This is a genomic window from Streptomyces sp. NPDC002324 (assembly GCF_053593335.1).
In genome coordinates this window covers 171785-185560 of sequence record NZ_JBSFCF010000007.1, presented here as the reverse complement: position 1 = coordinate 185560, position 13776 = coordinate 171785, and the positions used below count along the sequence as shown (strand labels likewise).

Here is a 13776-nt window from a genome sequence, read left to right as displayed (position 1 = left end):
GTACCCGACCCCTTCGCGGGCACCCCTGCCGGGCGCTCGGCACCCAGGGACGACGTACGGGCGTGGCGCGAGCACACGAGGGGCCCCTTCACCCTGCGCACCTAGACCCTGGCCAGACCCTGACCGCGGCCCGTTCCACGCCACCGACAGCGCCGGTGGACCACCGCTGACGCCTCAACCACCCCGGGACTTCCGCCAGATCCTGACCTCGGTGGCCGGAAGGCGCTCCGCGAACGGGTGCTTTACCGGGGCCGCCTGCTCCAGCAGCGCCCGCAGGTCCCGTTCGAAGTCGGCCTCGCGCGTGGTGGACCTCGCTGCCCCGGAAGAGCGTGGGGTCCCACTGCCACCCGTCAGGCACGCCGGCGGGCTAGAACGCGAAGCCCAGCAGGGCCACTTCGAGGGGGAGCGCGGGGCGCTCGGGGAGGGCGGGAGGGTCCTGGCCGCGGCCGGTGTGCGTGGGCGGGACGGGGCGGAGGGTCCTGATGCCTTCGGCGGCCCATCCGGCGTCCGTCGCGGGCAGCGACAGGGTCATGCGGCGGCCGTCGGCCAGCGTGGTCTCGATCCTGGTCGGGTCGATCGTCGTCATGGCAACCCACTTCCGTCGCGCGCCGCGTGCGGTCCAGCCTCACCGGTAGGGACGCCCGTTCGAGCCGAGAAGTTCCCGTCCGGCGTGCAGCGGCGACTCGCCCGCTCCCCCGGACCCGGCGTCCTCCCGCCCGGGTCCATCAGAAATGTGAACTGACGTACGGAGAAGGGGTGTCGGGACGTAAGTTGTGTCCGGAACTCCTCGCTTCGGCTGAAAGACGGACGGTAGACATGACCGACCACGCGACCTCCCCCGGACCGGCGGCGCATCAGAAGATCGACACCTCGGTGCCGCACTCGGCCCGTATCTGGAACTACTGGCTGGGCGGGAAGGACAACTACCCCGTCGACGAGCAGGCCGGCGACGCGTACACCGCCGTGTTCCCGGGCATCGTGACCATCGCCCGCAGCAGCCGCGCGTTCCTGCGCCGCAACATCACGTACTTGGTCGCCGAGGCGGGCATACGGCAGTTCCTGGACGTCGGGACGGGCCTGCCGACCGCGGACAACACCCATGAGGTCGCCCAGCGCATCGCCCCCGAGGCACGCATCGTCTACGTCGACAACGATCCGCTGGTCCTGGCCCACGCCCGCGCCCTGCTCCAGTCCACGCCCGAGGGGGCGACCGACTACGTCGAATCGAACGTGCTCGACCCGGACCGCATTCTCGCGGCGGCCGCGGACACCCTCGATCTCGGCCGGCCCACCGCGCTGATCCTCAGCAACATCCTGGGCCACGTCGCCGACCACGACCAGGCACGTTCCATCATCGACCGGCTGCTGGGGGCGCTGCCGTCCGGCAGCTACCTCTCCATCAACGACGGCTCCCGGGGCATCGACCCGGTCTTCGAGCGCGCCCAGGACGGCTACAACGAGAGCGGCGCCGTGCCGTACAACCTGCGCACGGTCGACGAGATCACCTCGTTCTTCGACGGACTGGAACTGCTGGACCCCGGCGTGGTCTCGGTCCCCCTGTGGCGCCCGGACGCCACCGATCCCGCCCCGGAAGTCATCGCCGAACACGGCGGTCTCGCCCGCAAGCCGTGACGTCGCACGTCGTGGGGCCGCGCGCGTAGCCCCCGCACACCTCACCCGGGCCGGGGGCCGGCCGGAGCCATGGCTCCGGCCGGCCCCCGGCCTCGTGCGAACGGTGCCCCTGCCCGGGACGCGCGGACGACGCCCGGGAAGTCCCTGGCCACCGGCGGTCGTTGATCGATCACTTTCCGGCCAAACACTTGGCGTGCCCCTGACACGAGACCCACACATCTGACACTCTGTGCCCACCCCGTCTCACGACGGCGCACGCGCATCCGCATCGCAGCACTCCCTGCTCCACCCGGTGCCTCGACCCGTGCACCGGGTCCTTCGTACGGCCGCTCGTCCCACGTCGGCCGCAGCTAAGGAGTTCGCGTGAGATCCACCCCCCACAGACGCACCACGGCCACGGCCGCCCTCGTCGTCGCGGCGGCGATGCTCGCCGTCGCCGCCCCGGGCGCCCCGGCGATGGCACGCGGTGACGGCGGAGAAGGCACCGCCCGTCCCGTGGCGGCGAAGCCGGACCGCGGGTCCCTGCCCGCGAAGCTGACTCCCACCCAGCGCAAGACCCTCATCCGCCAGGCCGAGAAGGCCTTGGACACCACCGCCGACCGCCTGGCCCTGGGCGGCAAGGAGGAGTTGAGGGTCCGCGACGTCGTCAAGGACGCCGACGGCACCGTGCACACCCGGTACGAGCGCACCTACTCCGGACTGCCCGTGCTCGGCGGCGACCTGATCGTCCACGCCGCGAAGTCCGGCGCGGTCGAGAGCGTCACCCGGGCCTACAAGCCCGCGTTGAAGGTGTCCGACCTCAGCCCCGCGGTCAGCAGGGCCACCGCCGAGAAGCAGGCGCTCACGACGGCGAGGAAGGAGGGGTCCACCAAGGCCGCTCCGGACAGCAGCCGCAAGGTCGTCTGGGCCGCGAAGGGCACCCCGACCCTCGCCTACGAGACGGTCGTCAGCGGCTTCCAGCACGACGACACTCCCAGCGAACTGCACGTCATCACCGACGCGCAGACCGGCAAGAAGCTGTTCGAGTACGAGGCCGTGCACACCGGCACGGGCAACACCCGCTACAGCGGCACGGTCGGCCTCGGCTCCAGCCAGTCCGGCTCGTCGTACACGCTGACCGACGCGGACCGGGGCAACCACCGGACGTACAACCTGAACCGGGGCTCCTCCGGGACGGGCACGCTGTTCAGTGGGAGCGACGACGTCTGGGGCGACGGGACCACCGCCAACCTGGAGACCGCCGGTGCGGACGCGCACTACGGGGCCGCGCTGACCTGGGACTACTACAAGAACGTCCACGGCCGCAACGGACTGCGCAACGACGGGGTCGCCCCGTACAGCCGGGTCCACTACGGCAACAACTACGTCAACGCGTTCTGGCAGGACACCTGCTTCTGCATGACGTACGGCGACGGGTCGGGCAACGCCAACCCGCTCACCTCCATCGACGTGGCCGCGCACGAGATGACGCACGGTCTGACGTCGGTCACCGCCAACCTCGTCTACAGCGGTGAGTCCGGCGGGCTGAACGAGGCGACCTCCGACATCTTCGCCGCCGCCGTGGAGTTCGCCGCCGGCAACTCCGAGGACGTCGGGGACTACCTGGTCGGCGAGAAGATCGACATCAACGGCGACGGCACGCCGCTGCGTTACATGGACAAGCCCAGCAAGGACGGCTCCTCGCGCGACTACTGGTCCTCCACGCTCGGCAACGTCGACGTCCACTACTCCTCGGGCCCGGCCAACCACTGGTTCTACCTGGCCTCCGAGGGCAGCGGCGCGAAGGTCGTCAACGGCGTCTCCTACGACTCGCCGACCTTCGACGGGCTGCCGGTGACGCCGATAGGCCGCGAGGCCGCCGAGAAGATCTGGTTCCGGGCGCTCACCACGTACATGACGTCCACGACCAACTACGCCGCCGCCCGTACCCACACCCTGCGGGCCGCCGCCGACCTGTACGGGCTCGGCTCGGTGACCTACAACAACACCGCCAACGCCTGGGCCGCGATCAACGTCGGCTCCCGGATCCTAGACGGCGTGACGGTCGTACCGCCGGCCGCCCAGTACACCCTGACCGGGCAGGCGGTCACCCTGGACGTCCAGGCGTCGTCCACCAACGCCGGCGCCCTGTCGTACGCGGCCACCGGCCTGCCGGACGGGCTGTCCATCGACGCCGCCACGGGACGCATCTCGGGCACCCCGACCACGGCCGGGAACTGGACGCCGACCGTCACCGTGACGGACGCGGCCGGAAAGACCGGGACGGCGAGCTTCGCCTGGCGCGTGGACGAGGAGGGGAACCAGTCGGTGTTCGAGAACACCGCCGACTACCAGATCCCCGACAACTCCACCGTCGAGTCCCCGATCAACGTCAACCGGGCCGGAGCGGCGCCCAGCACGCTCACCGTGGACGTGAACATCGTCCACACCTGGCGCGGTGACCTGGTCGTCGACCTCGTGGCCCCGGACGGCACGGCCTACCGGCTGAAGAACTCCTCGTCGTCCGACTCGGCCGACAACGTGGTCGCGACGTACACGGTGGACGCCTCCTCCGAGACCGCCGCGGGCACCTGGAAGCTGCGGGTGCAGGACGTGGCCAGCCTCGACACCGGTTACATCAACAGCTGGAAGCTGACGTTCTGACGAACCGGCAACTTCCGGTGCGCTGAAGCATCTCAGCTGCCGAGCGGCCGGTCCCGCCCCTGCGGGACCGGCCGCTTCGCCGTGTCCCCCTCCGCGTCGATGTGCGGCATCACCCGGTCCAGCCGGCGCGGGGTCCACCAGGCACGGCCGCCCAGGAGGGTCATCACGGCGGGGACCATCAGCAGGCGTACGACCGTGGCGTCGATGAGGACGCTGACGGCGAGCCCCAGACCCAGCATCTTGACCACGATGTTGTCGCTGACGATGAACGCGGCGAAGACGCTGACCATGATCAGGGCGGCGCAGGTGATGACTCGGGCGGTGATCTCCAGGGCGTGGGCCACGGAGGCGCGGGCGTCACCGGTGCGAATCCAGGCCTCGTGGACGCGGGAGAGCAGGAAGATCTCGTAGTCCATGCTGAGGCCGAAGATGATGGCGAACATCATCATCGGGACGTAGCTCTCGATGGGCACCTTGCCGTGGACGCCCAGGGCGGGCCCGCCCCAGCCCCACTGGAAGACGGCGACGACGACGCCGTACGAGGCGGCGATGGACAGGACGTTCAGGACGGCCGCCTTCACCGCGACCAGCAGGCCGCGGAAGACGGCGAGGATGATCAGGAAGGCGAGGGCGACGACCACGGCGATGATGACGGGCAGCCTGCTCGCCACGATGTCACGGAAGTCGACCTGGGAGGCCGTGGTTCCGGTGACATACCCCTCGGCCTTCGTGCCGGAGACCGAGGCGGGCAGGGTGTCGTCGACGAGGCGGTTGGTGAGGTCCGTGGTGTCGGCGCTCTGCGGGGACTGCGCGGAGTAGACCGTGCCCACCAGGACGTCCCCGTCCTGAGTGGGGGTCAGCGGGGTGACCGCGTGGGCGCCCTGGACCGCGTCGAGCTTCTTCTGCGCGGTGCTCTGCAGGCTCTGGCGGTCGGACGACGGCACCGAGGTCTGGTCGATGACGACCGTGAGCGGTCCGTTGGAGCCCGGGCCGAAGGCGTCGGTCATCAGGTCGTAGGCACGGCGGTCGGTGAAGGAGGTGGGGTCGGCGCCGTCACCGATGTGGCCCAGCTGGATGGAGAAGAGGGGGATCGCGAGGATCGCCACGGTCGCGAGTCCGGCTGTCAGGAACCGCCACGGGTGGTGCTCGACGCGCTGGGCGTAGCGGTGCCAGGTACCGGTGATCTCCTCGCCCGCCTCGGCGCCGGTCTCGGCGACCGGCTTGCGGACGTGGTAGCGGTCGATGCGTGTGCCGATGAGGCCGAGCAGGGCCGGGACCAGTGTGAGGGCGCCGATGATCGCGGAGACGACGGTCACGGCGGCGGCGAGTCCTAGCTTGCCGATGAAGCTCACTCCGGACGCGTACAGACCCGCGAGGGCGACGATGACCGTGCAGCCGGAGACCAGGACGGCGTGGCCGCTGGTCGAGGCGGCGCGGCCGGCCGCCCGCACCGGATCGTCGCCGTCCATGAGGTTCTGCCGGTGGCGGGTGATCAGGAAGAGGGCGTAGTCGATGCCGACACCGATGCCGATCATCGTCGCCAGGGTCGGGGAGACGGTCGCGAAGGTGAACGCGGCGGCCAGCAGACCGAGACACGCCAGGCCGCCGATCACGCTGAGCAGGGCGGTCACCAGCGGCAGCCCGGCGGCGATGACACTGCCGAAGCCGATCACCAGGACGACGATCGCGACCGCGAAGCCGATCAGCTCGCTGATCCGGTCGTCGGCGTCGGGCCGGGCCAGTTCACCGAGCGGTCCGCCGTACTCGACCTCGGCGCCCGCCGACCGCAGCGGCTGGACGGAGTCGTCCACCCCGTCGAGGTAGCTGTCGCCCAGCGTGGAGGGCTGCACGTCGAAGCGAATCGTGATGTACGCCGTCTTCTGGTCGGAGGACAGGGGGCCGACGTTCGGCTGCTGCGACTGCGACGAGGACTGCGAGGTCTGACCGGCGGGCGCGGTGAGCGGGTTCTGCACCGACAGCACGTGCGGCATCTTCTGCAGGTCGTCGACCGTCTCGGACATCTGGGAGCCGAGCGAGGTGAGGGCCTTGTCCTTGTCGTGCAGGACGATCTGGCTGCCGTAGCCGCCGGCCGCCGGATCGTGCTCCTTCAGCACGTCCAGGCCCTTCTGGGACTGCACGCCGGGCAGGGAGAAGTTGTCCGAGTAGTCACCGCCGTAGGCCCGGTTCAGCACCTGCACGGCCGCGAGGGCGACCAGCCAGGCGACGATGACGATCACGAAGTGCCGGGCGCACCACTCGCCGAGCCTCCGCAGCCTGCCCGTCGCGGCCTCGGTCCCGCCCGTCCGCTCGCCCTCACCCTCACCGGCACGACTTGAGCGCATCGTCTCTCCCTCGGGAGCGATCTCCCGCATGCCATTACACGACGCCGCCGGGCCCCCGGCACCTCCGACGGGCGCCGGTCCCCCGGTTGGCGGCCCCGGCTTGACAGGCGGACGATGGGGAGGTGGGACGGCCTAGCTGAAGGGAGCCGTCATGCTGGAGATCAAGACGGTCGAGAAGCCGGACGAGCGGCGCGATTTCCCCCGGGGTCACCTCGAAGCCGTGCACCTGACCGGGCTCGACTTCGCCGTGGCCACCTTCGAGCCGGGCTGGCGCTGGTCGGAGTCCGTCGGCCCCATCGCGGGCACGGAGAGCTGCCAGGTCCACCACAACGGTTATGTGGTCCGGGGCCGTATGCACATCCGTATGGACGACGGTGGTGAGGCCGAGGTCGGGCCGGGCGACGCCTTCGTGTGCTCGCCGGGGCACGACGCGTGGGTCGTGGGCGACGAGCAGTGCCTGGTGCACGACTTCGCCGGCCAGATGGCCCAGGACTACGCGAAGGCGAAGGACGACTGATCCGACCTGGGTGCGCGAGGGACCGGAGGCGGTGGCGCGAGCGCCCCGCCTCCGGCCGTGTGCCCCGGCCCGCACCCGAGGGGACCTACACCCCGTCGGATTCCCGCAGGTTGTCCAGCGTCGCGTTGGTGTCGCTCTTGAGCCACTCCACCACGTCGCTCACCTCCGGCATGGTCGCGCCGTCGTCGTAGGTGGAGCCGTAGGCGCTCCACCTCATCTCGTACGTCATCCAGCCGTCGCGCACCGCGAGGGTCGCCGCCCGGCTGCCGCTGTTGTCGTCCCCGGACGTGGTGTCCTCGGTGACGAGATACGCCTCGTCGCCGAAACCGGAGACCTTGTCCACGTCGTAGTCCTCGTACCGCTGGTCGTACTCGGACCACTGGGCGGTGAACTCGGGGCCGGGGTCGGTCTTCTTGTGGAGGTCCACCTGGACCGAGAAGTACGCGTCGGAGAGGGAGGAGGTCGAGGACTCCTTGAGGGAGATGCTGCAGTAGCTCTCGTCGAGGGCCTCGTGCTCCAGGGAGTTGTGCACCGGCTCGGTGTCCTCCTCCGGGTACTCGTTCTTGAACGACGAGTAGTCCACCGAGGAGCAGAGGTTCGACTCGGCCTTGTAGCCGCGCAGGTCCGCCTCCGGGTCGCCCTTGCCGAGGTCCAGCAGGAAGACACCGCCGGCCCATGCCGCCGACGCCACGACCGCGCCCACCAGCGCCCACAGCACGGCGCGTCCGCCGGCGCCGGTCGCGGGCGGCGCCCCGAGGGGCGGGTAGCCACCCGGCGGATAGCCGCCCGCAGGCTGGCCGCCCGCCGACTGGCCGTACGCGGAGGCCTGGGCCGGCACCGGCGGGCCGTAGCCGGGCGGTGACTGGGGGTTCGGGTACGGGTAGGCGCTCGGGGCCGCACCCTGGCCGGGCGTCTGCGCCGGGACGGGTATCTCCGCCTGGGTCGGTGTCGAGGCCTGGGCCGGCCCCGGAGGCTGGGCCCGCGGGTCGGGCTGACCCGGGGGCGGCCAGGCCGGGGACGCGGACGGCTGATCCTGCGGCTGGGGCTGTGCCGGCGCACCCTCGGGGCGGTCGGTCATCGGCTTCTCCTCGTGTCGTGGTGGATGGGGTGCGGCTGCGGAGCCCGCCCGACGGGGCCGCCGGACAGGACGGCAGGGTGCCGTGCGCGAACGCGTGGAGGAGAAATACCCGCGGCCCGATCCCTTCCATGCGGCCCCCGGAACGTCGGCCGCACCTGAAGATCCAAGCCTCGCAGAACGCCTCCCGCGCGGTCGTCCGTGAAACTACGCACCCCGCCTACGCAACCCGGCGGGCCGGCCGGGACGGGCCCGCCGTGGGGCGGGGGTCGCCGCCCGGTGCTTTCATGGATCTCATGACCAACAGAAGTGTCGTGGTCGAACGACGGGTCACCGCTTCTCAGGGGCGGGTGTGGGAGGCCCTGACGGACCTCGGCCGGATGGACCGGATGCTCGGCGGCGTCACCAGGGTCGAGGTCCTCACGGACGGGGTCTTCGGGGTGGGCACGCGCTGGCGGGAGACCCGGCGCATGTTCGGCAAGGACGCCACCGAGGAGATGTGGGTGACCGTCAGCGAGCCGCCGGAACGTTACGTGGTGGAGGCCGAGTCGCACGGCTCCCGCTATGTCTCCGCGTGGCAGCTGCGCGCCGACGGGCCGGAGTCGACGACGATCCTGATGACGTTCTCGGCTGAGCCGACCGGTGGCGTCGCGGGTCTGCTCGCCAAGGTCATGGGTGCCGTCGGTGCTCGCGCCGTGCGCAGGGCGGTCGCGAGGGATCTCGACGACGTCGCCCGGTGGGTCGAGGGCCGCAGGAGCTGAGTCGCTCCCGCGGCCCCGCACGGTCACCGTGGCCGGGCGCGCGTCAGGAGTCCAGACCGTAGCCGGAGGTCACGTAGGCGCATTCCGTGTAGATGTAGCCCGGCTCCAGCTTGGCGGTGTCGGAGGCGGCGCTGGAGGCGCTGTCTCCCTTCGGCTTGTGCAGGAAGTACGTGGTGCCGACGGGCAGGCTGATCGTGCGCTGCGGGTACTTGTCGTTGCCGCTGCACGGCTTGAAGCCGCTGACGAGGGTGCTGCTCCAGCTGTAGCTGGAGCAGGTGCCGCAGCCCTTGAGCGTGAAGGTGCCGGTCACCGGGCCGGTGTACATGACCTGGATCTCGTCGGGGCTGTCGTTCTTGACGGTGACGGAGATGCTGCCGCCGGAGCGCGTCGTGGGCAGCTTCTTGCCCGCGGCCGGGACCTCCTGCGCGATCTCCGCGGCGATCGCGATCTTCTTCGCGCGCGGCGCGTTCTTGTGCTTCTTGTGCGCGCCGACGAAGTCGTTCATCGAGGTCACCGCCTCGGCGAAGTCGCCGTCCCGGTACTGGTCGACGCCGCAGGTGTAGACGCCGGTGGACGCGGTGTCCTCGGCCCGTCCGGCGTCGGCGGCCAGGGCGTCGGCCACCCCGGCCTTGTCCCCCGGCAGCGCCTTGACCTGGGAGCCGAGCGTCTCCAGCTGGTCCACGGCGGTGCACGGGTCGTCGCCGCCCACGGCCTTGACCGCCTTGTCGACGGCCCGCTTCACATCGGGCTCGACCTTCGCCGCCTGGTCGGAGTCGGGGAACGTGGTGAGGAGGTCGCTGAACTGGTCCTGCCAGCCCGCGGTGTTGCCCTCCAGGCTGTCGGAGGCGCACTCGTACAGCGAGGTGGCGAGCCGGTCGTCGGGCCAGTCGGCCAGCGAGCCGAGGTCACGCTTGCTCACGGTCTGCGGAACCGTGCGCAGGTATTCGAGGGGAGCGACGGCGTCGCAGTACTCCTGCTTCTCGTACGGGGCGCCGACCGTCGTGTAGAAGGTCTTCAGCCGGTCCGGGACCTTCTCGGCCGCCCGGGAGTCGGGGTGGTCGGTGCTGAGGTCGTCGTAGGCGGTCAGCGCCCTGCGGAACTCGGACTGGGTCGTGGAGAAGGACTCGCCGGAGGCCTTGTCCACGAGGTCGTCGGCCTTCTCCAGCCGGTCCAGGAGCATCTCCTCGACGGCTTCCTTCCGCGCGGTCTCGTAGAGCAGACCGCCCGCGACCGGTACGGCGAGGAGGAGGACCCCGAGCACGATGGCGAGCGGCGACTGCGCGGGCCAGACCAGGCGGGTGCGCAGGCCCAGGAAGGCGCCGTGGACGGCGGCGAGGAGGAGGAACAGGCCGTAGACGGTGAGGGTGGTGCCCGAGACGCCGTCGGGGTCGGCCGGCAGCACCGTGAAGAGCAGCAGGCCGGTGGCCGCCCAGCACACCAGCGTCAGGAGGGGGCGGCGGATCAGGGCGTAGCCGAGTCCGAGGCCGCTGAGGTTCAGCAGGCCCACACCGACGGCCCTCCAGGCGTCCGCCGGGCCGGGCGGCGGACCCGGCGGCATGGGCGGCACGGGCGGCACGACGTAGCTGTGGCTCCAGCCGTCCTGGTCTCTTACCCCGTACTGATCCCCGGACATCTCGGATCCCCCCGTCAACTCCACCCGCATGCTTACGAATTGTCAGTGTACGGCCGAAAGTCGATGCCGCGACAGGCGTTTCCCGGGCACCGGCAAAGATCGATTTCCATTCGTGACCACCGCGTGCGTGATGATCCGGAAGGGTCGTGCGCCGCGCCCGGCGAGGGCGGAGGCGTGGACCCCACAGCCTGTTGACGCACGGAGGTCACCGGCCGGTTCGTTCGGGGAGCGGGGTTTTTTCCTCCTCCGGCGCCCGATCCGCGGTGCGGCGGGCGGGAGACGCCTGCGCGAGGACGACGGCCGCCGCCGTGCCCGTGGTCAGGACGCCGGCCGCGAGCAGGATCCCGAAGGGGACGGCCGGATCGTACGGGGCGCGGCCGGCGTAGGCGGTGGCGGTGATCGCGGCGAAGGAGGCGGTGTAGCCGAGGGCCGCCACGGCCAGGACGGTCGCCGCTCTCCGGGGCCGGAGGCGGCCGGTGTCGCTCAGGATCGCGAGCACGGCGAGGAGTTGGATGCCGTGCAGTCCGGCGGCGTGGGCGAGCTTGGCGCTGCCCGCCGCGCCGAACAGCACCTCCTGCGGCACCCGCCCGGTGTCGTCGAAGGCCGCCTCCCCGAGGGCGGCCATGTCGGTGCCGATGTACCCGGCCGCCAGTACGGCCGCCAGCCCGACGAGCGCGGCGATCCTCGCGGCCCCGCTGCCGTCGAACCGGACCAGCGCGGCGACGAACAGCCAGACCAGGCCGAGGATCAGGGGAAGGATCAGGGTGCCGATCACGGACCAGATCGCGGAGTCGGTGGTCGTCGCCTGGTTGAAGTGGGAGGCGACGCCGCGCCAGCGCTGGGCGGTGATGAGTGCGACCTCGCAGACGGCGACGAGGACGATCAGGCCGGCCGGGACCCGTACCCACCAGCGCGTGGGCATCTGCCGCAGGATCCAGACCACGGACCAGACCAGCAGAGCGAACGACACCCCGAACGCGACCGGCTTGCGCCAGGACACCGCTCCCCACCACGGCTCCCGGTCCACGACCGCCACCACGCCGTGCAGGGCCCCGGAGGCCATCAGAAGCGTCCCGCACCACCACAGCGACCGCTGGTACCGGCCCTCCGGACGAACGGCACGCCACACGTCCGTCAATGCCCCCGCCACCCTCGCGCCCATTCCAGCTCCCCCTCCCGGCGACTGGCCCGACCGTAGGACGGCACGGAGAGCGGGGCGTCCCCCCGAGGGGGTGCCGGAACCTACCCCCCTGGAGGTACGCCGGACTCCATCAGGCCGGAGCGGTACGCGACAACCACGGCCTGGGCCCGGTCGCGGGCGTCGATCTTGTGCAGGATGCGTTTGACGTGCGTCTTGGCGGTGGACTCGGCGATACCCAGCAGTTCCGCGAGTTCCGCGTTGGACAGCCCTTCGGCGATCAGGCGCAGCACCTGTGCCTCACGGGCGGTGAGGCCGCGCAGCCGGGCCAGGTCCCCGGCGTCCGGGCCGGTGCGGGCCGTCCGGCCGTCGAGGACGAAGTGCTCGACGAGGGCCCGGGTGACGGACGGGTCGATCAGGGTGTCCCCGGCGAAGACCGTGCGCACGGCGTCGATGAGCCGTTCGGGGGTGGCGCGCTTGAGCAGGAACCCGCCGGCCCCGGCCCGCAACGCCCGCCACACGTAGGTGTCGTCGGGAAACGTCGTCAGGACGAGGACCCGCGCGGTCAGTCCCGCCCCGGCGATCCGGGCGGTGGCCTCGATGCCGTCGATGCCCGGCATCCGTACATCCATCAGCACGACGTCCGGGGTCAGCGCGTGGCACAGCTCCACGGCCCGTATCCCGTCGGCGGCCTCCCCGACGACCTCGATGTCCGGGGCGGTGCCGAGCGTCACGGCCACGCCGGTGCGCAGCAGGGCGTCGTCGTCGGCCAGGAGCACTCGGACGGCCGCCCCGGCGGCGGCACGGGCGGTCACGGCAGCGGCAGTTCGACGCTGAGGGCGAACCCGCCGCCGTCGCCGGCCGGGCCGTGGGCCATCGATCCGCCGTGGGCGGCGGCCCGTTCGCCGATACCGCGCAACCCTCGTCCGGGCCGGTACCGCGGCGTCGGCCCCCGGCCCGCGTCCACCACGCGGACGAGCACGGTGTCGCCCCACCGCTGTCGGCGGACCGTCACCTCGGCGGACCGGGCGTGGCCATGGCGCAGGGCGTTCGTCAGCGCCTCCTGGACGATCCGGTGGACGGGCAGCCGCAGCGCGCCCGGCAGGGTGAGCGTCTCGGGCTCCATGCGCAGCCGGACGTCCATGCCCGCGTCCGCCATGGGGCCCACGAGGCGGTCCAGATGCCGTGGTTCCAGGGCCGTCCCGTTCCGGTCCGGGCCTGCGAGGCCGAGGGGGCCGAGGGGGTCGTCGGCTCTGTCCACGTCGGCGCGGTCGTCGTCGGCGCGGTCGTCGTCGGCGCGGTCGTCGTCGGCGCGCAGGACGCCGAGCAGCCGGTCGAGTTCGGTGAGGGCGTCCCGGCCGGTGCGTTCGACGCTGCTCAGCAGCTCCCGGGTGCGCTCGGGGTCGGTGTCGAGCACCAGGCGCCCGGCGCCGGCCTGGACCAGCATGGCATTCACCGAGTGGCCGACGACATCGTGCAACTCGCGGGCAATGCGCACTCGTTCGGCGACGATCGACTCTCGCCGCAGCAGCCGCCGCAGTCGTTCCGTCTCCCTGCGGCCGCGGGCCGTGGAGCAGCCCGCCGCCCACACCAGCAGCCAGACGAGGACCACCGCGACCGGCACCACCGCCGGGTCGTCCTTCGGGGCGAAGTACGCCAGTACGCCGGGCGGGACGAGCAGCGCGCCGAGCGCGGCCCGGCGGGGGCTCGCGTAGAGGCCCAGCGCGTGGACGCCGATGAGGTTCGCGACCGGGGTCAGCGGACCGGGTCCCGCCCACAGCGCCTCGACGGCGAGCCCGGCGGTGCCCACCACGAACCCGGCCAGCGGGGCACGGCGCCTGAACGCCAGGCTGCCGGCGATGACCGCGCCGAGCGCGACCGTCACGGCCGAGGAGGCGTCGGCGTCGCCACCCGCGCCCAGCCGGACGGCCACCATCGCCACGAGCACGACGGCGGCCGACGCGACATCACCCGGCGGTGGCAGCCACCGGACCCTGACCTCCGCCATGCTCCGCCCCGAGTCCTTCGGTACAGG

At 71.7% G+C, this 13776-nt stretch carries 11 protein-coding genes; 4 read left to right on the top strand and 7 right to left on the bottom strand.

Annotated elements, in window-relative coordinates; genetic code table 11:
- Positions 1-367 precede the first annotated feature (367 nt).
- Positions 368-586 carry a hypothetical protein gene (locus ACWCRJ_RS12920; protein WP_450939326.1) on the bottom strand — a complete coding sequence of 73 codons (219 nt, stop codon included), beginning with the start codon at positions 584-586 and terminating at the stop codon, positions 368-370.
- 230 nt (positions 587-816) lie between these two features.
- On the opposite strand from ACWCRJ_RS12920, the gene ACWCRJ_RS12915 reads away from it, so the two are divergent.
- Positions 817-1632 (top strand): SAM-dependent methyltransferase, encoded by an 816-nt coding sequence (locus ACWCRJ_RS12915; RefSeq protein WP_450939325.1) that lies wholly within the window; start codon positions 817-819, stop codon positions 1630-1632.
- A 363-nt stretch (positions 1633-1995) separates the two neighbouring features.
- The gene (locus ACWCRJ_RS12910; RefSeq protein ID WP_450939324.1) at positions 1996-4275 is read left to right on the top strand and encodes a M4 family metallopeptidase; all 2280 of its coding nucleotides are present in this window, start codon (positions 1996-1998) and stop codon (positions 4273-4275) included.
- Positions 4276-4307: 32 nt separating this feature from the next.
- On the opposite strand, the gene ACWCRJ_RS12905 is transcribed toward ACWCRJ_RS12910, so the two are convergent.
- Positions 4308-6617 (bottom strand): MMPL family transporter, encoded by a 2310-nt coding sequence (locus ACWCRJ_RS12905; protein ID WP_450939323.1) that lies wholly within the window; start codon positions 6615-6617, stop codon positions 4308-4310.
- A gap of 151 nt (positions 6618-6768) precedes the next feature.
- Here ACWCRJ_RS12905 and ACWCRJ_RS12900 point away from each other — a divergent pair, with 151 nt between their 5' ends.
- A complete protein-coding gene (locus tag ACWCRJ_RS12900) occupies positions 6769-7134 on the top strand; it encodes a cupin domain-containing protein (protein ID WP_450939322.1) in 366 nt (121 codons plus the stop codon).
- Between the two features lie 85 nt (positions 7135-7219).
- On the opposite strand, the gene ACWCRJ_RS12895 is transcribed toward ACWCRJ_RS12900, so the two are convergent.
- On the bottom strand, positions 7220-8212 hold the full coding sequence (locus ACWCRJ_RS12895; RefSeq protein WP_450939321.1) for a hypothetical protein: 993 nt from the start codon (positions 8210-8212) through the stop codon (positions 7220-7222).
- Positions 8213-8505: 293 nt separating this feature from the next.
- On the opposite strand from ACWCRJ_RS12895, the gene ACWCRJ_RS12890 reads away from it, so the two are divergent.
- Complete coding sequence (locus ACWCRJ_RS12890) at positions 8506-8970, top strand: SRPBCC family protein (protein WP_450939320.1); 465 nt, start codon at positions 8506-8508, stop codon at positions 8968-8970.
- Positions 8971-9013: 43 nt separating this feature from the next.
- On the opposite strand, the gene ACWCRJ_RS12885 is transcribed toward ACWCRJ_RS12890, so the two are convergent.
- The 4 genes from ACWCRJ_RS12885 to ACWCRJ_RS12870 all read right to left on the bottom strand — a co-directional run bounded on the left by ACWCRJ_RS12885 (position 9014) and on the right by ACWCRJ_RS12870 (position 13749).
- A complete protein-coding gene (locus tag ACWCRJ_RS12885; protein ID WP_450939319.1) occupies positions 9014-10603 on the bottom strand; it encodes a hypothetical protein in 1590 nt (529 codons plus the stop codon).
- Positions 10604-10808: 205 nt separating this feature from the next.
- Positions 10809-11666, bottom strand: a complete 858-nt coding sequence (locus tag ACWCRJ_RS12880; RefSeq protein ID WP_450939318.1) for a hypothetical protein — start codon at positions 11664-11666, stop codon at positions 10809-10811.
- Between the two features lie 179 nt (positions 11667-11845).
- Entirely contained in the window at positions 11846-12556 is a 711-nt protein-coding gene (locus tag ACWCRJ_RS12875; protein ID WP_450939317.1) for a response regulator, read from the bottom strand.
- Positions 12553-13749, bottom strand: a complete 1197-nt coding sequence (locus ACWCRJ_RS12870; RefSeq protein ID WP_450939316.1) for a sensor histidine kinase — start codon at positions 13747-13749, stop codon at positions 12553-12555. Before ACWCRJ_RS12870 ends, ACWCRJ_RS12875 begins: the two co-directional genes overlap by 4 nt.
- Between the last annotated feature and the right edge of the window lie 27 nt (positions 13750-13776).

Coding starts and splice junctions, on each gene's coding strand:
- ACWCRJ_RS12920 (WP_450939326.1), bottom strand. CDS start 586: ATGACGACGATCGACCCGACCAGGATCGAGACCACGCTGGCCGACGGC.
- ACWCRJ_RS12915 (WP_450939325.1), top strand. CDS start 817: ATGACCGACCACGCGACCTCCCCCGGACCGGCGGCGCATCAGAAGATC.
- ACWCRJ_RS12905 (WP_450939323.1), bottom strand. CDS start 6,617: ATGCGCTCAAGTCGTGCCGGTGAGGGTGAGGGCGAGCGGACGGGCGGG.
- ACWCRJ_RS12900 (WP_450939322.1), top strand. CDS start 6,769: ATGCTGGAGATCAAGACGGTCGAGAAGCCGGACGAGCGGCGCGATTTC.
- ACWCRJ_RS12895 (WP_450939321.1), bottom strand. CDS start 8,212: ATGACCGACCGCCCCGAGGGTGCGCCGGCACAGCCCCAGCCGCAGGAT.
- ACWCRJ_RS12890 (WP_450939320.1), top strand. CDS start 8,506: ATGACCAACAGAAGTGTCGTGGTCGAACGACGGGTCACCGCTTCTCAG.
- ACWCRJ_RS12885 (WP_450939319.1), bottom strand. CDS start 10,603: ATGTCCGGGGATCAGTACGGGGTAAGAGACCAGGACGGCTGGAGCCAC.
- ACWCRJ_RS12880 (WP_450939318.1), bottom strand. CDS start 11,666: ATGGCCTCCGGGGCCCTGCACGGCGTGGTGGCGGTCGTGGACCGGGAG.
- ACWCRJ_RS12870 (WP_450939316.1), bottom strand. CDS start 13,749: ATGGCGGAGGTCAGGGTCCGGTGGCTGCCACCGCCGGGTGATGTCGCG.